Annotated in this window: 16 protein-coding genes and 1 tRNA gene; 3 read left to right on the top strand and 14 right to left on the bottom strand. The window is 42.6% G+C overall.

The window, feature by feature from the left end; translation table 11 throughout:
• Position 1: 1 nt before the first annotated feature.
• Positions 2–901, bottom strand: coding sequence for a molybdate ABC transporter substrate-binding protein (gene modA, locus NQ550_RS02885; protein ID WP_025580107.1), 900 nt, complete (start codon positions 899–901; stop codon positions 2–4).
• Positions 902–1,129: 228 nt separating this feature from the next.
• Between modA and NQ550_RS02880 the strand changes: the two genes are divergently transcribed.
• Both NQ550_RS02880 and NQ550_RS02875 read left to right on the top strand, forming a co-directional pair.
• Positions 1,130–1,342 carry a TOBE domain-containing protein gene (locus NQ550_RS02880; protein ID WP_008706085.1) on the top strand — a complete coding sequence of 71 codons (213 nt, stop codon included), beginning with the start codon at positions 1,130–1,132 and terminating at the stop codon, positions 1,340–1,342.
• Positions 1,335–2,273 carry a substrate-binding domain-containing protein gene (locus tag NQ550_RS02875; RefSeq protein ID WP_025580106.1) on the top strand — a complete coding sequence of 313 codons (939 nt, stop codon included), beginning with the start codon at positions 1,335–1,337 and terminating at the stop codon, positions 2,271–2,273. Before NQ550_RS02880 ends, NQ550_RS02875 begins: the two co-directional genes overlap by 8 nt.
• 89 nt (positions 2,274–2,362) lie before the next feature.
• Here NQ550_RS02875 and NQ550_RS02870 read toward each other — a convergent pair whose 3' ends face one another.
• From NQ550_RS02870 to NQ550_RS02860, 3 genes are all read right to left on the bottom strand, one after another.
• Positions 2,363–3,271: an undecaprenyl-diphosphate phosphatase gene (locus NQ550_RS02870; protein ID WP_025580104.1), complete on the bottom strand. Its 909-nt coding sequence runs from the start codon at positions 3,269–3,271 to the stop codon at positions 2,363–2,365.
• Positions 3,272–3,559: 288 nt separating this feature from the next.
• Entirely contained in the window at positions 3,560–6,775 is a 3,216-nt protein-coding gene (carB, locus tag NQ550_RS02865; RefSeq protein WP_022380221.1) for a carbamoyl-phosphate synthase large subunit, read from the bottom strand.
• Positions 6,775–7,851 (bottom strand): carbamoyl phosphate synthase small subunit, encoded by a 1,077-nt coding sequence (locus NQ550_RS02860; protein WP_022380222.1) that lies wholly within the window; start codon positions 7,849–7,851, stop codon positions 6,775–6,777. Before NQ550_RS02860 ends, carB begins: the two co-directional genes overlap by 1 nt.
• Positions 7,852–8,262: 411 nt before the next feature.
• On the opposite strand from NQ550_RS02860, the gene NQ550_RS02855 reads away from it, so the two are divergent.
• Positions 8,263–8,346, top strand: a tRNA-Leu gene (locus NQ550_RS02855).
• 51 nt (positions 8,347–8,397) lie between these two features.
• On the opposite strand, the gene NQ550_RS02850 is transcribed toward NQ550_RS02855, so the two are convergent.
• The 10 genes from NQ550_RS02850 to NQ550_RS02805 all read right to left on the bottom strand — a co-directional run bounded on the left by NQ550_RS02850 (position 8,398) and on the right by NQ550_RS02805 (position 22,166).
• Positions 8,398–9,525, bottom strand: a complete 1,128-nt coding sequence (locus tag NQ550_RS02850; protein ID WP_025580102.1) for a hypothetical protein — start codon at positions 9,523–9,525, stop codon at positions 8,398–8,400.
• Between the two features lie 155 nt (positions 9,526–9,680).
• Positions 9,681–11,186 (bottom strand): fibronectin type III domain-containing protein, encoded by a 1,506-nt coding sequence (locus NQ550_RS02845; protein ID WP_025580101.1) that lies wholly within the window; start codon positions 11,184–11,186, stop codon positions 9,681–9,683.
• Between the two features lie 137 nt (positions 11,187–11,323).
• On the bottom strand, positions 11,324–11,911 hold the full coding sequence (locus NQ550_RS02840; protein ID WP_025580100.1) for a DUF7575 domain-containing protein: 588 nt from the start codon (positions 11,909–11,911) through the stop codon (positions 11,324–11,326).
• Between the two features lie 55 nt (positions 11,912–11,966).
• Complete coding sequence (clpX, locus tag NQ550_RS02835) at positions 11,967–13,385, bottom strand: ATP-dependent Clp protease ATP-binding subunit ClpX (protein WP_008706095.1); 1,419 nt, start codon at positions 13,383–13,385, stop codon at positions 11,967–11,969.
• A 355-nt stretch (positions 13,386–13,740) separates the two neighbouring features.
• Positions 13,741–15,156 carry a S1C family serine protease gene (locus NQ550_RS02830; protein ID WP_259839195.1) on the bottom strand — a complete coding sequence of 472 codons (1,416 nt, stop codon included), beginning with the start codon at positions 15,154–15,156 and terminating at the stop codon, positions 13,741–13,743.
• 196 nt (positions 15,157–15,352) lie between these two features.
• On the bottom strand, positions 15,353–16,297 hold the full coding sequence (locus NQ550_RS02825; protein WP_025580304.1) for a glycosyltransferase family 2 protein: 945 nt from the start codon (positions 16,295–16,297) through the stop codon (positions 15,353–15,355).
• Between the two features lie 88 nt (positions 16,298–16,385).
• Positions 16,386–17,816, bottom strand: coding sequence for an LCP family protein (locus NQ550_RS02820; RefSeq protein WP_025580306.1), 1,431 nt, complete (start codon positions 17,814–17,816; stop codon positions 16,386–16,388).
• A gap of 17 nt (positions 17,817–17,833) precedes the next feature.
• Positions 17,834–19,237, bottom strand: coding sequence for an undecaprenyl-phosphate glucose phosphotransferase (locus tag NQ550_RS02815; protein WP_025580307.1), 1,404 nt, complete (start codon positions 19,235–19,237; stop codon positions 17,834–17,836).
• Between the two features lie 83 nt (positions 19,238–19,320).
• Positions 19,321–20,277: a glycosyltransferase family 2 protein gene (locus NQ550_RS02810; RefSeq protein ID WP_008706107.1), complete on the bottom strand. Its 957-nt coding sequence runs from the start codon at positions 20,275–20,277 to the stop codon at positions 19,321–19,323.
• Positions 20,259–22,166: a glycosyltransferase family 2 protein gene (locus tag NQ550_RS02805; RefSeq protein ID WP_025580309.1), complete on the bottom strand. Its 1,908-nt coding sequence runs from the start codon at positions 22,164–22,166 to the stop codon at positions 20,259–20,261. Before NQ550_RS02805 ends, NQ550_RS02810 begins: the two co-directional genes overlap by 19 nt.
• Positions 22,167–22,197: the final 31 nt, after the last annotated feature.

Raw genomic sequence — 22,197 nt, 5'->3', positions numbered from 1 at the left:
CTTATTTAGCTTCCTCTGTTGTCTCTGTCTCAGCATTTGTTTCTGTGTCATCTGCTTCTTCTGTTGCTTCTGCATCTTTATCATCTGTTTCGGAAGCATCATCTGCTTTGTATGCTGTGAATCCGTATTTCTCGAATACTTTCATAGCGTCGTGAGATTTGATGTACTCAAGGAATGCTTCTGCAGCTGCTGTATCATCTTCAGATGCCTCTTTGTCTTCGATAAGGCCTACCGGATAGAGAACAGGCGTCTTCAATGCATCTGCCGGAGCTTCTGCGATAACGTCTACTTTATCTGCAACGGAAGCTGCATCTGTAGCATAAACGATACCGATCTCATTACTTCCTTCACTTACTGCAGCAAGAACTTCAGATACATTTTTACCTTCATTGATTTCCATCTTATTTACTTCATCTGTAATTCCAAGATTGTAGAAAATTTCTCTGGAATACTGTCCAACAGGAACGCTGTCACCTGCAAGTGCGATGTTGGCTGCATCTGTGATGTTCTCGAATCCTGTAACTTTTGTTTCTCCATCCTTAGGTTTGATCAGAACGACTTTGTTCTCAAGGATATCTTCTACAGTATCTTTCTTAGCCAGATCTTCGTCTACCAGAGCGTCCATCTGCTTGTCAGCTGCTGAGAAGAAGATATCACAGCGTGCGCCTTCTTCGATCTGTGTCTGTAATGTACCTGAGCTGTCTGCATTGTAGAGGATTTCAACATCAGGATATGTCTCATTGAAGTCTTTCTGGATTTCTTCCATTGCATTGCTTAAGCTCGCTGCGATGAATGTGTTGACTTCACCTTTTAAGTCTGTATCTGCTGCGAAAACTCCTGTGCTGAACATTCCTGCACTCAGTACTCCTGCCATCATTGCTGCAATTAATTTCTTTCTCATGTTTTTTACCGTCTTTCATTCAGTTTTGTTTTGTTTTATTGAGTTTTGTTTTCTTTTGTGTCTATTGTACAAAACTTTTGTATTCTTGTCAATTTTATTTGTATATGTTATCATGTAAATGATAGCAGATTGAAAGCCTTATTTTTATCGGCAAAAACAACTTTCCGGCCTTTGATCGGGTATCAGATAAATTTATAGAAAAAAATAATAAACAGTGAGGTGATTATCATGAAATTAAGTGCACGCAATCAGTTAAAAGGGAAAGTAGTAAGTATCAATAACGGAGCTGTAAACTCCATCGTTTCTATTGATATCGGCGGTGGAAACATTATCACAGCAACCATCTCCTGTGCAGCAGTTGAAGAATTAAACCTGAAAGTAGGTTCTGATGCTTATGCAGTGATCAAGGCTACTAATGTCATGGTAGGTATTGATGAATAAACTTTACACAGCTCAGGAGGTCGCAGACCGTCTGAAGATCAAAAAGACAACGGTCTATGAACTTATCAAGCGCGGTGAGCTGGAATCTTCCAAAATCGGAAAACAACTCAGGGTCAGCGAAGAGCAGTTGACACAGTATCTTAACAGAAGCAGTTCCGGCAATTCCGAAAGCGGGCAGGATATTCCATACACTTCTGTTAATTTTGAACCTGAGAGCTCTCTGCTGAAGAGAGATTATCTGCTTCATTCCAGTGGTATCATTTTAGGCGGCCAGACTTCTGCCGCCCTGGAGCTTCTTCTCGGCAAAATGTCCGCTCATCCTGATGGCCTTCCTGTCCTGCAGTCTCATATGAATGACTATAACGGACTTTATTCCCTGTATTTCGAAAAGGCACATATCGCTGCTACCAGTCTGGATATAGATGATATCCGTCACCTGGTTCCCGGAATCCCGCTGATACTTCTTTCTTTATATAAATACTCTGTCGGCTTCTATGTACAGGCCGGAAATCCTGAGAAGATTTCTTCTGTGGAGGACCTGACGGATCCGAAAGTTGTTTTTATGAATCGTGAAAAGGGAAGTGCCCGCAGGGTTTATCTGGACCGTCTGTTAAAAGAACGGGGAATCTCTTCTGAAAAGATCAGCGGATACAGAAATGAAGCTGTCTCTGATATGTCATCTGCATCTGCTGTTTTTGAGCGCAGAGCAAATGTTGCTTTTGGAGAAGAAATGATCGCACGTTATTTTCCGGGACTTGATTTCGTCCCTGTGACTGATATGCAGATGTATCTGGCAATTCCTGCGGAATCTGTGAGAAAGCCGGGGTTCTCTGCTCTTGTGGAAATTGTACAGTCTGAAGATTTCAAAACTGAGATTCATCATCTGACAGGTTATGATACCTCTTATACCGGCGAAATGATCTGCATATAAGAAACCTGTAACATAATAAAAAGCCCTGCTGTCCGGGATATACGCTTATGACGTACATGCCGCTTATACAGCAGGGCTTTTCTTATACATTATTTACAACCAAGAAGTGTTTTTCCGATAAAGTATCCAAGCACCAGAATACCAAGTGCGATTCTGTACCATCCGAATGCCTTAAAGTCATGTTTCTTTATGTATCCCATCAGGAATTTGATCGCGATAATGGAAACTACAAATGCCACTACCATTCCCACGATCAGGATCATCACCTCTGTTCCTGTGAAAGAGAAACCGAATTTCAGGATTTTCAGAAGACTGGCTCCGAACATGACCGGGATTCCCAGGAAGAAGGTAAATTCTGCTGCTACTGTACGGGAGGTTCCTGCAAGGATACCACCGATAATGGTGGAACCTGAACGGGATGTACCCGGAACTACGGAGAGTACCTGGAACAGACCGATGATGAGTGCAGTCTTAAATGACAGATTTTCCAGATTTGTACAGGTTGCTCTTCTTCTCTTGTTATAATTCTCAATGACAATGAAGAGGATACCATATACGATCAGTGCAATGGCAACTACTACATAGTTATTAAATTTCTCTTCAATGACATCATTAAACGGAAGTGCGATAACAATCGTCGGTATACAGGCTACTATAATTTTAAACCAGAGTACCCATTTCTCTTTATCACAGAACTTCTCCACAAAAGTAAGAATTCCTCTGGATACTGCACCATGCCTGTTAAGCACTGCCTGCTGTTTCTTTGAAATTGGTCTGATATAAAACGGCCACAATTTGTTCCAGTAGAGAACTACAACCGCGAGGATCGCGCCAAGCTGGATCACTACGAAAAACAGATTCTTAAAATCCTCTGTCACATTCAGTTTCAGGAACTCATCCACCAGGATCATATGTCCGGTACTGCTGATCGGGAGCCATTCTGTAATTCCCTCTACAATCCCAAGGAAAATGACCTTTAACAGTTCAATAAAATCCATAATCTTTCCCTTCCTGTTTTCTTTTTTGTTGTTATTCTTATTTACAACGATTTTCAACCGGATCAGACAGGTTTCTGCCAGATAATAAGTAATGCAAAAGACCCACATATATCTATATATCTATCTGACTCACTGTAAATACTCATATGATTATATTACACACCATGCCACTGATACAACTGTAATCTGTATTTTTCCTGCTGATTCTATAAGATAAAAACAGCCGCCTTTTCTCCGACAGAGAAAATTACGGCTGCTTTTCATCATTTCATATTATTTATCAGTTCTTTATCTTCTTGCAATCGTAGCAATATCAATAAGAGATAAATTGTTCAGGTCTGTGTTCTCAAGACTGGTTGCCAGTGCTTCTGCTGTATCCAGAGAAGTAAGGACATTGACACCTGTCTCGATGGCGTTACGTCTGATGACGAAACCATCTTTCTGATGTTCTACGCCCTGTGGTGGAGTATCAATGACAACGTCGATCTTATGACCAAGGATAAGGTCCATAAGGTTCGGTGCAGGCTGCTCCAGCTTATTTGTACGGATAACTTTGATTCCGTTTTCTTTGAGGACTTTTGCAGTTCCCAGTGTAGCATAGATTCTGTATCCAAGTGCTTCGAATCTTCTTGCGATAGGAATGATATCCTGTTTGTCTTCGTCTTTAACAGTGATGATCATGTTTTTGTGTTTCGGAAGACGGATACCAGCTCCGATAAATGCTTTGTAAAGCGCTTCATTGAATGTCTCAGCAATACCAAGGCACTCACCTGTTGACTTCATTTCCGGTCCAAGACTGATATCAGCACCGCGGATCTTCTCAAATGAGAATACAGGCATCTTGATCGCATAGTGTTTTGCTTCCGGCTGAAGTCCCGGTTCATAGCCCATGTCTTTCAGCTTGTATCCAAGGATTACCTTCGTTGCAAGAGGAACAATCGGAATTCCTGTTACCTTGCTGATGTACGGTACAGTACGGCTGGAACGAGGATTAACCTCGATCACATATACATCATCTCCAAGAACAATGAACTGGATGTTGATCATACCGATAACATGCAGTGCTCTTGCAAGACGTCTGGTGTATTCTGCAATTGTCTCTTTTGCTTTCTCGCTGATGGTCTTAGCCGGGTATACGGAAATACTGTCACCGGAGTGGATTCCGGCACGCTCGATATGTTCCATAATACCAGGAATCAGGATATCCTCGCCATCGCATACAGCATCTACTTCGATTTCCTTACCCATCAGGTATTTATCAACAAGGATCGGGTGCTCCTGTGCGATCTGGTTGATCACACCGATATACTCTTCTACGTCCTCATCGCTTACAGCGATTCTCATGCCCTGACCACCAAGTACATAGGAAGGACGAACCAGAACAGGATAACCCAGCTCATTTGCTGCTTTCTTAGCTTCCTCAGCAGTAAATACTGTCTGTCCCTTTGGTCTCGGGATCTCACATTTTTCAAGAATCTCATCAAAGAGCTCACGGTCCTCTGCTGCATCTACGTTCTCCGCAGATGTTCCGAGAATCTTAACGCCCATCTTTGTCAGTGCTTCTGTTAATTTGATAGCTGTCTGACCACCGAACTGTACAACTGCTCCGTCCGGTTTCTCGATATTTACTACATTCTCAACATCTTCCGGTGTCAGAGGCTCGAAATACAGTTTATCTGCAATATCAAAGTCTGTACTTACTGTTTCCGGGTTGTTGTTGATGATGATGGTCTCATAGCCTTCTTTTGCAAATGCCCATGTACAGTGTACGGAACAGAAGTCGAACTCAATACCCTGACCGATACGGATCGGACCGGAACCAAGTACCAGGATTTTCTTTTTATCCGGTGTTGCTACTGCTTCATTCTCTGTGCCTTCATCGCCGTATACAGAATAGTAATATGGTGTTGCTGCAGCAAATTCTGCTGCACAGGTATCAACCATCTTGTATGCTGCTTTGATCTGGTATTCTTCACGAAGAGCTTTAATCTCTTCTTCTGTCTTGCCTGCCAGACGTGCAACGATGTAGTCCGGGAATTCCATGCGTTTTGCTTCAAGGAGAAGCTCTTTTGTGAGCTTTCTGGTCTTAAGAGCATTTTCCATGCCTACAAGGATTGCAATCTTATCGATAAACCAGATATCAATCTTTGTGATGTCGTGAAGCATGGACTGTGGCATACCACGACGGATTGCTTCTGCAATCTTCCAGATTCTGCGGTCATCTACGATTTCCAGCTCTGCAAGGAGTTCCTCGTCTGTAAGCTGTGTGAAATCATAGGACATCAGACTGTCTACGTGCTGCTCAAGAGAACGGATGGCCTTCATCAGGGCACCTTCGAAGTTATGGCAGATACTCATAACCTCACCTGTTGCCTTCATCTGAGTAGTAAGGGTTCTCTTTGCAGTAATAAATTTATCAAATGGAAGTCTCGGGATCTTAACTACGCAGTAGTCAAGCATTGGCTCGAAACTTGCATATGTTTTTCCTGTGATCGCATTCGGGATCTCATCCAGTGTGTAACCCAGGGCAATCTTTGCTGCAACCTTTGCGATCGGGTAACCTGTTGCCTTACTTGCAAGTGCAGAGGAACGGCTTACACGCGGGTTTACCTCGATTACACAGTATTCAAAGCTGTCCGGTTTCAGAGCGTACTGAACGTTACATCCACCTGTGATTCCAAGTTCTGTGATGATGTTCAGGGCTGAAGTACGGAGCATCTGATATTCTTTATCTCCCAGTGTCTGAGATGGAGCAACTACGATAGAGTCACCTGTGTGGACACCAACCGGATCAATGTTCTCCATGTTGCAGACTGTGATGCAGTTTCCTGCGCTGTCACGCATTACTTCATATTCAATCTCTTTCCATCCTGCGATGCAGCGCTCTACCAGAACTTCACCTACACGTGAAAGACGAAGACCATTCTCCAGGATTTCACGAAGTTCATATTCATTATGAGCGATACCGCCGCCGCTTCCACCGAGTGTGTAAGCAGGACGGAGAACTACCGGATAACCAATGGTGTTTGTAAATGCAAGACCATCTTCTACTGTTGTAACAACCTTGGATGCTGCGATCGGCTCACCGATCTTCTCCATGGTGTCTTTAAATTCCTGACGGTCCTCCGCTTTCTTGATTGTCTGGGCAGTTGTACCGATCAGTCTTATATTGTGTTCTTTGAGGAAACCTTTCTCATCCAGCTCCATGGCAAGGTTTAATCCCGCCTGGCCGCCCAGTGTAGGAAGGACACTGTCCGGTTTCTCTTTCAGGATAAGCTGTTCTACTACTTCTACTGTCAGAGGCTCGATATAAACTCTGTCAGCGATATCTTTATCTGTCATGATGGTTGCAGGGTTGGAGTTAAGAAGAACAACCTCAATGCCTTCTTCCTTCAGGGAACGGCATGCCTGTGTTCCTGCATAGTCAAACTCTGCTGCCTGGCCGATGATAATCGGGCCGGAACCAATTACAAGTACTTTTTTAATGTCTTTATTTCTTGGCATTATTTATTTCCTCCCATCATATCCATAAATCTGTCAAACAGGTAACTGGAATCCTGCGGTCCCGGGCATGCTTCAGGATGGAACTGTACTGTAAAGATATTCTTTCCTTCGTATGCCATACCTTCGTTTGTGCCGTCATTGACGTTAACGAATGCAGGTTTTGCAATGTTTTTCTCTTCAAGTCCCTCAGCATCTACTACATAGCCATGGTTCTGTGAAGAAATGTAAACACGTCCTGTTGCAAGGTCTTTGACCGGATGGTTTCCGCCTCTGTGTCCGTATTTCATCTTATGGGTATCTCCGCCTGTTGCAAGTGCCATCAGCTGATGTCCAAGACAGATTGCAAAGATCGGAACTTCAGAATCATATAATTTTTTTATTTCCTTTATAATAGAAGTACATTCCTTTGGGTCTCCAGGGCCGTTACTTAACATAATGCCATCCGGATTTGCCTCCAGGATCTCTTCCGCAGGTGTCAGTGCCGGATAAATTGTAACCTCACATCCTCTTTCATTCAGGGAACGTGCAATGTTTCTCTTTGCTCCCAGGTCAAGAAGTGCTACTTTCGGACCGTCGCCTTTTAAAATCTCTTTCTCGCGGCATGTTACCTTCTCTACTACCTTACCTGTTGTATATGCTTTTAACTGGGGGATAATTGTATCTAAATCATAATTTTCATTGACGGTGATCATACCGTTCATGGTACCTTTCTCACGAAGGATTTTCGTTAAGGCTCTGGTATCAATTCCGGCAATACCTGGAATATCATGCTTTGTTAAGAAATGCTGAATCGTGTCCACGCTTCTGAAATTACTTGGGACACGGGATAATTCGCGGACAATAAAGCCGTCCACCCATGGCTTTGATGACTCCTGGTCATCATAACAGATTCCGTAATTCCCAATGAGGGGATAAGTCATACATACTGCCTGTCCTGCATAGGAAGGGTCGGTCATTACTTCCAGATAACCGGTCATGGAAGTATTAAAGACGATTTCGCTGATAACGTCTCTCGTTGAACCAATGCTTGTACCTTTGAACACATGGCCATCTTCTAATATCAGAAATGCTTTCATACAATCTCCCTTTCTTATCTTTATATTGTGTCTATCACTTATTTTTTCCTAAATCTTCAAGATTGTATCACAGCAAAGTGCTTTTTTCAACCTTATAAGGTACTAAAAATAATTAAGTTGATATTAAAAACTTTTTTGTAATTTCAGGCAGATCCAATCACATGCATTCACTGCTTTCTCACATCCAAATACCTCTATAAAATTTAAATCATCCTCTTCTCTGTGCAACTCTACACCGGATAACTGCTCCGCAGTTTATCAGAAGAAGCTTACACTTCTACGTAACAAATTGTGCGTTTTGAGGATACTGTAAAAAAAATTAAAAAAATTTCAAAAAAGCTATTGACTTTTATCCATACATCGGTTATTATAAATGAGCAGTCGCGAGAGAGCGATTGATAAATAAGAAATGCAGAAGTGGCGGAATTGGCAGACGCGCAGGCTTCAGGTGCCTGTGGTAGCAATATCGTGTGGGTTCAAGTCCCATCTTCTGCATTATTTTTTTACTCAAAAAGGAAACTGATACAGTTTCCTTTTTTTCTGTTCTTATGATACAAAAGACATCAGATAACGGTAAATCTTCCATGTGGTTTCATTATCGTAATGAGTTCCGTCTGTTGTCTTATATCCCTGCTTTTTCAGATAAGAATAAAGATCTGCATATTTCGCACCGGCAACTTCTTTTTTCATTCTGGCATTGAAATCTTCGATTTCCTCATTTGTTACATAAGGATCTTTGGTTACCTGTCCCACTGCCACAATATAGACATCCGCTCCCTGCGCTTTCCATTTTGGAATCTCCTCATTCAGCAGACTGATATAATTGGAAATATTGTATACATCATTAACACCAAGCCAGACAAAAATATCTTCATTTCCTTTCATCTGCTCCTGCAAGGTCTTCAGGGCAGTATCTCTAAGCCATTTATACCCCATTCCAACCTCACATATCCATGTAATGTTATCGTTCTCCACAACATCTTTCATCATATCTGTTCTGGAATCTCCGATCATAATAGTCTTTCGCATTACCGCCTCTGCCGGATCACTCAGTTCAGAATATACAACATTTCCCTGATTTCGTACATATGCCCGTATTCTGTAATAATAAGTCTTTCCTGAAACAGTACCTGTATCTGTATAACTGAATGTTATATTGCCGGAAACTATATTGATTCTTTTATATCCTCTGTCCTCGGATTCTGACCGGAATATCTGATATCCTTCTGCAGTTTTGATTTTTTTCCATTTGATCAGGGTTCCGCTTTCTTCTCTCACTCTTATCCGGGTGATCACAGGTTTTCCGGGAGCTGTTTTTATCTCCAGTGCTTTCGATGATGGGCTGTACAGAGTTTTGTTTCCCTGTTTCAGATAAGAACGTATCTTATAAGTGTAGAGCTTATCTTCAGAACCTGTCAGTGTAAAACTGGTAATGTTCCTGTTCTTGATCCTTCCCACGCATTTGTATTTCCCGTAGGCTTTATAATACAGAAAAATCTGATAGCCGGAAGCCTTCTTTACTTTATTCCAGTTCAGAGTCACTCTGTTTCCGGTTGCTGTTCCGGACAATACCGGTGTTTCCGGTTTTGCAGATGCTGCGGATGCCGATACTGTTCCAAACAGCATTACCGCTATCAACCAAAATAAAGAGAAACTCTTTCTGATATATTTCACATGACATTCCTCCCATCTATAACAATTCATCTATAGCAATACCGGACTGTCCACAGTATTTTACGGAATTGCCATAATCAAAGAGCCGGCTCTGTAAAAGATATCTGCTCTCACATCGCCGGCTTGATTTTATACTGTTCTCAATTATTTTTGTATTATTTGACTTTCACGCTCTTCACTGCACTGTAACCTGTATATACCTTGGCAGATCCTACCATCTTATATGCGCGTGCTCTGAAATAATAAGTTTTACCACTTGTCAGTTTTGTCCTATTTGCGGTCAGCTTTGTAGTTCCTTTTACAACCGTACCCTTCTGGGATTTCCTGGATGATCCACAGTAAACATCATATCCGTCTGCACCTGCAACAGCCTTCCAGCTTACGGTTGCCACACCTTTTTTGGTGGACTTCACAGAGATTGCCGGCTTTGTACCTGTTGCTGTAGCTTTCACTTCTGCGGAATTTGACCAGGATCTGAGATTCTTATTGGCATCTTTTACCTGTACAGTTGCTGTAACTCTGTATGTGTAGGCTGTTCCTGTAGAAATCACATTATCTGTGTAATCTTCTCCGAACTCTGCGTCAGCCAGATCACCATTATCCCATGTTTTAACAGTTTCATATGCACCGTTGCCTGTTTTCTTCTCCAGTTTGTAAGAAGCATCATCTGTACTGGAACCAACGTTTACCACGATCTGATCCCATGTTGCAGATGTGATAGATGCAGTTGCCTTCAGCATTTTGACCTTGGATGAAACTCCTGCATCACAGCTGAACTGCTGAGGTACGGCAATCCATTCCGGTGTAAAGTCAATAGAAGATGTCTTACTCAGTGAGTTTCCGTCAAGGTATAAGGAAACTACCTGAGATCCTTCCTTGCTGTTTTCCAGTTTCAGATTTGTGATCTTATTATTTCTAAGATCAAGGATTCCCTGAAATCCGGCACAGTTAAATGAAGTGATGGCATTATTGGAGGCATTGACTTCTGAAAGACTCTTTACATAATCAGTATCTCCGATGTTCAGTCCTGCATTTGCCTGTGTGGTAAATTTATTGGAGCTTGCATCTACGAAATCCAGGTTCTTCAGATATTTCTTGGAAGGCATTACTACCTTTGTCAGTTTATTGCTTCCATACTTCACTACACGAAGATTTGTGCATTTGCTGAGATCCAGAGTTCCTGCAAGACTGTTATTACTCAGATTCAGATATGCAACTTTTGTATTCTTTGTAATATTTACAGAAGTAAGTTTGTTATTTGCCGCAAACAGATCTGTCGCATAGGTAAAACTTTCAATACCTTTCAGGTTGGAAATTCCAAGTCCTGAAACATCGATCGTCTTGGCTGCTTTGATCTCTGCCGCTGAAAGCATCTTATCCTTGTCTGTATCAATATTGTCCAAAATATACTGGCGGAACTTCGCATCCGGGAAGTTCGCTGAACTGACTGCTACTGCTGATGATGCTTCAGCAGCATCAGACTGAAATTCAGATCCGTCCTCTACATCCGGAGCTTCCTCTTCTGCTGCGTCAACAGACTGTTCTTCTACTGTTGATGTATCATCACTAAAATCAGCAGCCTGAACACTGATACCAGAAGTCATCATAGCTGCACTGATCATTCCTGCGACTAATAACTGATTTAATTTTCTGTTTTTCATCTTTCCCTCTCCTGTTCTTAATTTTCATACTTTTTGATACGATATAAAATTATCATATTTCATATCAATTTGCAATATATTTTAATTATACTGTAATTATCTGGTAAATCTGTAAAAATAATTTACCCTGCAGTTACTTACTTCTCTTCCATTGTTTCTTTTTCCACTGGTGTTTCTTCCACCGGCTGTTCCTGTGCTGGTTCTGTTTCTGCTGCTTTCTCTGTCTCTGGTTCTTCCGGCTGTAATTCTTCTGCCGGTGTTTCTTCCGGCTCATTACTCCCATCTTCATCTTCATCTGAAGATACAGTGTCATTTTCCACATTCTTCGCCGGTTCCGGAGTCGGGCATGGCGTTCCGCAATACGGACAGAAACTTACATTAATATCTACCTCCCGCTCGCAGGACGGGCAGATTTTCTCTCCTTTCAGGTTCGCCGCATTATCCTTATACTCCCTGATTTTCAGATAATGCTGATCAATCTCCTGACATAAAGCACTTAACTCACTATCAATTCCATCACCCTGAGAATGTCGTCTGTAAACAATATCACCGATATCAACTTTGATTTTCTCAATAATGCGCTCTTCTCCTGTGATTTTACTTCTTATCTTCTGCGCCTCGATCGTCTGCTCTGCGCGGGCACCTAATTCTCTTGTTGTCTTTCCCAGTTCCTTCGTTGTTTTTGAAAATGTCTTAACTAATCCATCAAAAAAATCTGTTCCCATAATATTTACTCCCTTCCATTATTGTCCTCATAATGCAAGAACAAAACTATTTTAATTAATGACTACCCTCCAGCAGGATCGGCTCCTGTCCGCGAAGAAGGATCTTCGGACCACCGTTTCCTTCTATGTATTCTCTTGTGATCACAACCTCTCCTATGCTGTCATCTTTCGGAATCTCATACATGATATCCAGCATATACTCTTCCAGTATCGCGCGAAGTGCCCTGGCACCTGTATCTCTCTCCAGTGCTTTCGCAGCAATTGCATGAAGCGCCCCGTCTTCAAATTCCAGTTTCACTTCATCCAGTGCAAGAAGTTTCTGATACTGTTTAAGAATCGCATTCTTCGGCTCCTGCAGGATCTTCACAAGCATATCCTCATTCAATCCGTCCAGAGTAAAGATGATTGGAAGTCGTCCGATAAATTCCGGAATCATTCCAAAACTGCGGATATCCTCCACTGTTACTTTCTGAAGCAGATGAGGATCATTATCATATTTATCCTTCAGGTCTGCATAAAAACCGATAGATGCCTGCTTGTTCAGCCTTTCTTTAATGATATTCTCCAGATCAGGAAAAGCGCCGCCACAGATAAACAGAATATTACGTGTATTAACAGTTACAAGCGGTACCATTGCGTTTTTGCTGTTTGCACCTACAGGAACTTCCACCTCACTTCCCTCAAGAAGCTTCAGCATTCCCTGCTGCACTGCCTCACCACTGACATCTCTCTGGTTGGTGTTCTTCTTCTTGGCAATCTTGTCAATCTCATCAATGAAAATAATACCATGCTCGGCACGCTCCACATCATTATCTGCCGCTGCCAGAAGTTTGGAAACAACGCTCTCTATATCATCGCCAATATAACCGGCTTCTGTAAGAGAAGTGGCATCTGCAATTGCAAGCGGCACATCCAGAAGTTTCGCCAGGGTTTTAACCAGATAGGTTTTACCGCATCCGGTTGGTCCGATCATCAGCATATTAGATTTCTCAATTTCAATCTCATCCATTGTATCTGTTGCCACACGTTTATAGTGATTGTAAACCGCTACAGACATTACTTTCTTGGCTTTCTCCTGACCGATCACATACTGGTCAAGGGTTTCTTTGATCTTATGGGGAGCAGGAATATTTTTCAGATCCAGAACCGGTTTTTCCTGTTTCTTTTTCTTTTTTTCTTTCTTTGGCTGCTGCACCGGATTCTGGAAGCTGCCCAGATCGATCATACTCACATTCGGCATATTCAACAGGTCAGAATAATTGAACTTACCCTCATTAAACTGCTGATTCATAGAATTAAAGCTCTTCTGCATACAATCTGTGCAGACATGTATGTTATTGGGAAGTTCGATCATCGGACCGGCCTTGCTCTCAGGTCTGCGGCAGAGAAAACAGAATTTTTCGGATTTGTTTCTCTTTTTCTCTGTATCTTCGCTGCTGTCTATTATTTCATCATCATTATAGTTCTCGCTCATAATGACTCCTTTCTATATCCTCTTATTCGTAACAGTACAGTGCTCCTGCAGGATAGCAGGCTGCTGGATCATTACGCTTATTTAACTGAATTATATCATACAATTCCCTTATAACAAAATGAAAGTTTTATAAACACAAAAAGAATCGTTACTGTTGTTACTGTTCACACATCACTATCCCGCGAGGTGTTTTGGCATGAATATGCCAAAATCCCGAGACATACAAGCCAAAATTCCATTGCCGCAGGCAATCTGGAATGAATTTTGGCTAAGTTACAGTGAACGGAGTGAACAGTAACTTACTGTTCACTGATAATATATAAAAGACACCGCCGCATGGGCGATGTCTTTTGTTTTATTCATTGTCCGGTCTGGTGCCGAGAGTCAGCTCTATAGTATTTTCTTCATATTCCCCATTAGTGGCTCTTGCAATAACTGCCTCAATCTTCTCTCCCGATTTATAATACTGCAGTTTATCCAGCAGATCATCACCATCACTGACTTTCTGTCCGTCGAATTTTACGATGATGTCGCCTTTACAGATACCTGCTTCCTGTGCCGGAGAATCATCCTCCACACTTCTTACAAAGGCGCCTGTGGGCATATTATACATCTCAATTGCCTCTGTGGTCAGATTGGCAAGACTTACTCCCAGATATCCTTTTTTGCTGCTGTCTACTTTCTCCCTGGTCTCACGATTCATCAGTTCTTCCAGAATAGGCTTTGCCTTGGAAATAGGAATGGCATATCCCATACCTTCTACAGCACTGTCTGCGTATTTTGCAGAATTGATGCCGATCAGCTCGCCTTTCATCTTCAAAAGTGCACCACCACTGTTACCCGGATTGATTGCCGCATCCGTCTGGATCAGTCCTGTACTGTTCGTTCCGTCATCTGTAGAAATCGTCCGGTTCAATGCACTTATCCAGCCTGATGTTACAGACTGACCATATCCAAGCGCATTACCGATCGCAACTACCTGCTGCCCTACTGCCAGATCATCCGAACTTCCTATCTGAGCAATCTTGATCTGATTTAAAGTGTCCTCAGGGATATCCGATTTCTTCACCGCAACTACTGCCAGATCATTATCAGCATCTGTACCCTTAATCTTGGCACTGACCGCATCCTCTACATTCAGATCTCCATTATCTCCCGCATTCACAGTCTCTGTCTCTGCATTTGCCACATCATCCCCTATAAAGCAGACACTCAGAGTTGTAGCTCCATCCACCACGTGATTATTCGTTGCGATCAGAAGCTCATCATCATTATCTCCAACGATAATCCCTGAACCTGTTGACGCACTCTTATATTGGTGGGAACTATATCCGAAAAAGCTTGGTATTTCCTGAACACTGACCGTAGTGATCGCAACTACAGAAGGCATGGAAGCCTGAGCCACTGCTGCTACTGTTCCATTCTCAGAGTCAGACAGCACCTTATCGGCAGTGCTGTCATCTGATGCCGTTTCCTGAAGATCCACACTGTCTGTAGTTTTAATCTGCACCGAAGACTTACCTGTATTCAGGAATCTGTCTGCTGCAAAATTTGCCGCCTGAAATACAACTGCCGCCACCAAGCCAAAAATCACAGCCAATGCGATTGTCGCCCCTGCTTTTTTCTGAAAAGAATTCTGATTTCTTCTGTGTCCAGAGGGACCGGATGGTTTCAAAACAGTTCCCTGTTCTTCATGGAACTGATAATGTTCATATCTGGGCTGCTGACCGGAATCATCTGTTTTTTCACCCAGGTTTCTTTCATCATTCATGTAATCTGCTCCCTTCTGTTCCTGTATTACTGTTTATCGGAACACTCCCCGAAATAAACAATGATCTGTAACTGTTTTATTTCTGCACAGTTACAGCAATTCTTCTCCTGAACTCTGGAATCAGTATATCAATTAATTGTGTTCAAAATGTGACAATTATCGTAAATTGGCGTGTCTTAAGGTTATCCGCTTACCTTTATTTTCTGTTCCAGTAATATGGACTCATGGTACATGCAAGAACAACTTTCCGGGGAAGTTTTCTGTATCTTTTCCCCAGGAAATATCCTGCATATTTCATTCCGCTCTGCCAGATCAGCTGAGGAATCAGCCAGAAGTGTCCCGTTCTTATCAGATAGCCCAGGCTTCTTTTTACCAGACGGATTCCCTCTCCCTCAGAAGGTACTCCTTCAAAAATTTCCGGATGCTCTGCCTGGGATACTCCCAGATCGAAGTTTCTGTGAAACTGCTGCCTTCCGGAATAATTATGGGAATGATACACTCTCGCATCTGCCGCATAGACAACTGAATAGCCTTTCTGAATCATTGTTCCGGCACAGATCATATCTTCATTGAAAATCGCCCGCTCTGTAAAACCGCCTGTTTTCAGATAAATCCCTTTATCATAGGCCGCACACACATTAGAACAGAAATAGGTCTTGATCCCGTACTTATCAATATCAGCCAGCGACTTTACCGAGGACTGCTCCGGATAATTAAAAGAACGGGTATAACGTTCCAGAAAGCGACAGTCTGCCCTGGGTAATTGTCTTGCATAGGCTGCTCCTGCACCCGGATTTTCACTGACAGCACAGACAAGATTTCCAATTACTTTTCTGTCAGCAGGGAGAGCATCCTGTGTCATAAAGATCATAATATCTGCATTCGAAAGTTCTGCCGCCCTTTTTCTGGTTCCGCCATGATCAAAATCCTTCTGTTCCAGGTGATGAACCTCAAGGGTCGGACATTTCTCCCATTCTCTGTTCCAGTACTGCTCTCCCGTATTCATAACCAGAATCCTGCGGGGACGGTATTCCTGTTCTTCCAGCCTGTGCAGCAGTTCTCCAAATTCTCTGCCGGGACGATAGGCAGGAATGATTACATCAACTGTCGCAGTGTCATTATATTTTTCCTTATGCGTCATCCTCAACACTCCTTATCTGAAAAGAGGACCATCCTTTCCAACAGATGGTCCTCTTTTCTATTATTTATATTTTTATAGCAGTTCCCTGTTACTGTTCTTCAGAACTTGCTCCGGAATCTGCTGCTGAATCATCGCTGAATCCATCGTCGCCGCCGGTCTCATCTCCACCGGTGTCATCGCCGCCGTCGTAGTCTCCACCACCAGTGTCACTGCCGGTGTCATCGCCGCCATTATCATAACTGCCGTCATCACCACTGTTATCATAATCGCCACCGCCGCCATAATCTCCGCCGCCATTATCATAACCGCCATCATAACCACCGTTATCATAATCATTGTCATAATCATAATCGCCGCTGTTATCCGTACTGCCGGAGGTATTATCGCCGGACCATACAAAAGTGTCATTTGCATTTGTGGTATCAGTGTCCTGTGTCGTAGTCTTGGCTGCATCATCCAGCTTACTTTCTCCGCCGACGATCTCAAGTATCTTATTACTGCGGGCCACTACCTCAGAAGACGGAGTATAATCCTGATCATCATACAGGAACTTGTGAAGTTCAACTACATTGTTCTCAAGATCAGTAGGAACAATAATACTTCCCTTGATATTAGAGAATTTAAACTTCTGCGGGAATCCCGTGCTGTCTGTAAATTTATATCCGATCAGAGTTGGAATAAGTCCCAGAATATCCTGCTTTGAAAGAGATGTTGTAACCATCGGGAATACATCATCCATAATCTTAAAGATAGAAGAAAGACCTGCTATCTTCGCCTTATCAAAGAGCATTCCAAGTACTCGTCTCTGACGCTCTGTACGTCCCATATCCAGACTTGCAGTATAACGGATACGGCAATAGGATGTCGCCTGTACGCCGTTCAGATGATAAGTTCCTACAATTGCTTCCTGATCTTCCGGCTTTGGCTCCGGTTTCTCGAGCGGAGTGTAGTCTTTTCCTGTCAGCTTGGATGTTTCCACGCAATAGTTATTCATATGTTCAATTTCCGCATAAGATAACGGAATATCAAGACCGCCAAGATCATCTATCACTTCTACAAGTGCGGAAAAATCAGCCGTCGCATAATCGGAAATATCCAGATCCAGGTTTGTATTTAACATGGTGATCGCCTGTTCCGGACCACCCAGCGCATAGGCTGCATTTGCCTTCGTATAGGTATCATCTCCAACATTGAGAAGTGTATCTCTGTATACGGAAACCATACGCACTTCTTTTGTATCATTGTTTACACTCACAATGATCATGGTATCACTGTTCTGTGCAGAATACTGGGAGCCTTCCCCTCTGGTATCAATACCAAACAGCACATAGGTCTTGTATCCTGTCATCTTTGGTGCTTCCTGGTTTACGACTATTTTTTCCTTTTTCAGTTCCGGCTGCTCGATCTTATCCAGCCTGGAAGAAATCTGTCCATACACATACAGCCCGCCAATAAACAGCAGCAGTACAATGATCTCAAGCACAAACAGTACTTTTTTCTTTTTTCCTGGTTTAGCCATGACTTTTTCCCCTTATCTTAATATGCATTTTTGTTTATAAATCCCTTGAAAAATGTAAGGAATATAATCTTGATATCCAGCCCTATGCTCCAGTTTTCAATGTAATAAAGGTCATATTCGATTCTTTTTCTTATGGATGTGTCTCCGCGGTAACCATTCACCTGAGCCCAGCCGGTAAGTCCCGGGCGAACCTGATGTTTCACCATATATCTCGGGATTTCTTCTCTGAATTTCTCTACAAAAAACGGCCGCTCCGGTCGTGGTCCCACAAGGCTCATGTTACCCTTCAGTATGTTGAAAAGCTGTGGCAGTTCATCAATACTGGTGTGACGCATAAACTTTCCGATGGGTGTTACTCTTGGGTCATTCTTTACTGTCCATGCCTTCTTCTCTTCCGATTCCGGCTGTACTTCCATGGAACGGAACTTATACATCCGAAAAGTCTGGTTATGAAGTCCAACCCTCTCCTGTTTATAGATCAGTGGTCCCGGTGATGTCAGCTTAATGATAGCACACATTAACAGCATCAGCGGTGAGGTTACTATGATTCCAACAATAGATCCTGCAATGTCCATCGCCCGCTTGACCAGTGCATTGAATGTATTGTTCAACGGTACATAACGGATATTGATAACCGGAAGTCCCAGTATATCTTCTGTGTATGGTTTTGTCGGAATGATCTTATTATAATCCGGGATAAACTTGGTGTGTACTCCGGATTTTTCACACAGTGCTACAATCTCTTCCAGGCGGTAATATTCACTTAAGCCCAGAGTGATCGCTATTTCATCCAGCCGGTTCTCCGGAAGTATTATATTCAGATTGGCAATCCTTCCAAGAACTTTGATTCCCTTGTACTCTGTTCCTGCCGGAACATTGTCATCCAGTATTCCGCGGATCACATATCCCCACTGAGGATTGGCAAGAACTCTGTCAATGTATTCCTCTGCTGCGCGGCTGTATCCCACACAGATCATCTGTTTCTGATTCAGTCCCTTCTCTCTCATATCTCTCAGAAGAGCGAAAATCAACATTCGGGCACACCACTGAAGCACAATATTGATTACATAAAACATAATATAAGTAGAACGGGAAAAATCGCTCTCATCTATCATGTAAAATGTAAACATCAGAATAAGGAGCCCAAGCGAGTTGGCCTTTACAATATTAGCCAATACAAGCCGACGCCCCTGCATCCGCATGGGAGTATACAATGTGAAAGCCTGATACAACAACAGATAAACCGGTACAATAAAAACCAGCATCAGCATATACTGCTGAAAGCTTCTGGTTCTGACTGCTGTTGCTGCCATAGGACCAACAAAACGGATCAGCCATGCCAGAAAATATGACAGTACCAGTACAATTGCATCAATGATCATATGGAGACGACTGAAATTCTTTTCATTGTCCTTTAGCAATCTTTTGTCACCTCATTTTTTTATCGTTTCTATATTATAATAGTTGTTTTATAAAAGCAATAAAAATTTATCTTTCTTTCTTATCATCCGCACAAACGCCTGAAGATATTCACCCACAATTCAACTTGAATCCTAAAATAGTTTGACAGATTTTGAAATTTAAAAGGTATTTTATGATTTTTTTTACTGATCTGGAATCCATTCTTAATTCCCGCAATATACTCTCTTCCGAATCCTTTCAGCGTAAAAAACAGAATTTTGATTCCAAATCCTGCAACAAGAAACGGAAGATTGATAATAATCTGTAACACCGGCATATTTTTGTATATCAGATAAATATTATTTCTGGAAGAATACCGGATCTTGAACTGATTATATCTGGATCCGCTGGTACCGCTTCCCACATGGTATACCATAGCATCAGGTGCATACCAATTTTCATATCCGTAGATCCTGGCCCGGTATCCCACATCCATGTCCTCCAGATATGCAAAATGTTCTTCGTCAAAATATCCCAGTTCATCAAAGATCTTCTTTCTGTAAATAGCAGCTCCTGCGCAGGAAGCAAAAATCTTCTCTTCCTTTTCATAGGTATGGATATCTTTCCCCTTACCTCTTGCATAAGCCCATCCAAGCGCGCAGTAATAGTTTCCTGCATCATCCAGCCTGTCCCTGTCATGAAACTGAATCATTCTGGCAGCACAGGAGAAAGCTTTGGGATGCCTTTTGATGGCTGACAGCATTTCTTCTATAAAATTCTCCGTTACTTCAATATCATTGTTTAAAAGCAGTACATAAGGTGAGCGTGATGCTCTGATCCCTTCATTGACCGCTTTACAGAATCCGAAATTCTCCGGCAATTCGATCAGATGGACCCATGGATACCTTGCAGCAACAAAGGCACAGCTTCCGTCATTGGATCCATTATCCACAAGAATTACATCAAAATTGCTTACAGTCTGACACTCCAGACCTGCAAGTACGCCATCCAGATAAGCCATCCCATTAAAATTCGGAATGATCACTGATACTTCCTGCATGATTTCCTCCCTGTCTTCTCTTTTTTATGTCCTGCTTCTGTCTCCATTCCCGGGATTGGCTTCAGAGAATAATTCCATTTGGTAAGAGACAGGTTTTTGTTATAACAGGGATCTCCGTTTTTGAGAATGTCTATCCAGTGACATCGCATATATTCAATCTCCGTCTGAAAACGGCGCACTTTCTCCTTGCTGTCTTCAGCTCCTCTGGTCTTTGATTCCATATGATAAAGCTTCGCATAGGGATCATATACGATCAGATAGCCGTTTTTTCTTACTTTCAGGCAAAGATCCACATCATTAAATGCCACAGCCAGTTCTTCTGTAAATCCTCCTGCCTGCTCAAAAACCTCTTTCTTCATCAACAGACAGGCGGCAGTCACTGCACTCATATCCTGAAGAAGGGATGCCTTATGCAGATAGCCGGTACGGTCCGCAGGCATATCTACGAACATATGCCCCGCAATACCGCCCATTCCGATCACACATCCTGCATGCTGGATTGTATTATCCGGATAAATGAGCTTTGCTCCGACACCGCCCACTTCCGGACGCTGACACACTCCAAGCATTTCTTCCAGCCAGTCCGGATTGATGGATTTTACATCATTATTCAGGAAAAGCAGATATTCTCCCTTTGCATGCGCCGCAGCAAAGTTATTGATGGCAGAATAATTAAATTCTTTTCCCCATCTCAAAAGATGGATCTTACGGTTTCCGGAAAGCTCTTTATAATATCGGAAAATCTCATCAGTAGTACTGTTATTCTCCACGATTATGATTTCAAAATTCTGATAACCGGTATTCTTCTCCAGCATTTCCAGACAGGTCTGAAGGGTCTCTTTCTCGTCTTTGTTTGGTATGATAACAGACACCAGAGGTTTTCCCTGCACCGGATATTTCACCCGGTAAAAGCCCAGATCCTGTGTATGGCTTACCTCGCCTTTTGTACCTGTTCTCTCAAGATGAGCTTCTATTGCTCTCTTGCCGGCTTCAAATGCGTACATTTTACTGGCAGGATTATCTGCAGTGGAGGCTTTGTGTGTTCTCCAGTGATACAGGATTTCCGGAACATGTAAAACCTCTCCGGCATTCTCCGTACAGCGGAAGATAAAATCGTAATCCTGAGCTCCGTCGAATTCTTTTCGGAAACCTCCGGCCTTTTCTACAATACTCTTTCGCACTACAAAAAAGTGGCAGATATAATTATTGGAACGCAGGAGATCCAGATTAAAATCCGGTTTCAGATGTGGCTGAAAATGCTCGTCCAGTTCTGTTGTAACCTTATCCTCGTCTGTATAAAGCGCATCTGCCTGCGGATGATCCTGCAGTATTTTCACGATCTCATATAATGCATTGGGTGCCAGCAGGTCATCATGGTCAAGAAGCCCCACAAATTCACCTTTTGCCATTGCAAACGCGCGGTTTGTGTTCTCTGCAATGCCAAGGTTCTCTTTGAGATTGCAGAATCTTACCCGGGAATCTCCGGCTGAATATTCTGCCAGTACTTTCTGCATCTCCTCATTGTCCGGACTTGCATTTACGATACACAGCTCCCAGTTTGAATAAGTCTGAACGATCAGTGATTCTATCATCTGTCTCAAAAATTCTACAGGTGTCTGATAAGCCGGAACTGCAATGCTGATCAGCGGTGAATAATCAAATTTCTGTTTCCTCTGTATTTCCAGTGTTTCCTCCGTCGGAATGTAAGCCCGGTACCATGGACCATATGGTACTTCTTCCGGTTCAAAACGTTCATGCAGCCTGATCCAGAATTCCTTTGGTCCATAATGCTTCATGTAGCGGAACCCTTTCCGGATCGTATAGGGGGAAAGCTTCCTGAACATTTTCGTCCACTGGATTTTTCCTCCTGCAGATGGTTTTTTACTCATATGATAACCTCGATTTTTACTATGATTTTTT

The sequence above is a fragment of the Blautia wexlerae DSM 19850 genome (assembly GCF_025148125.1).
GTDB classification, from domain to species: domain Bacteria; phylum Bacillota; class Clostridia; order Lachnospirales; family Lachnospiraceae; genus Blautia_A; species Blautia_A wexlerae.
This window is presented reverse-complemented; position numbering and strand designations above follow the sequence as displayed.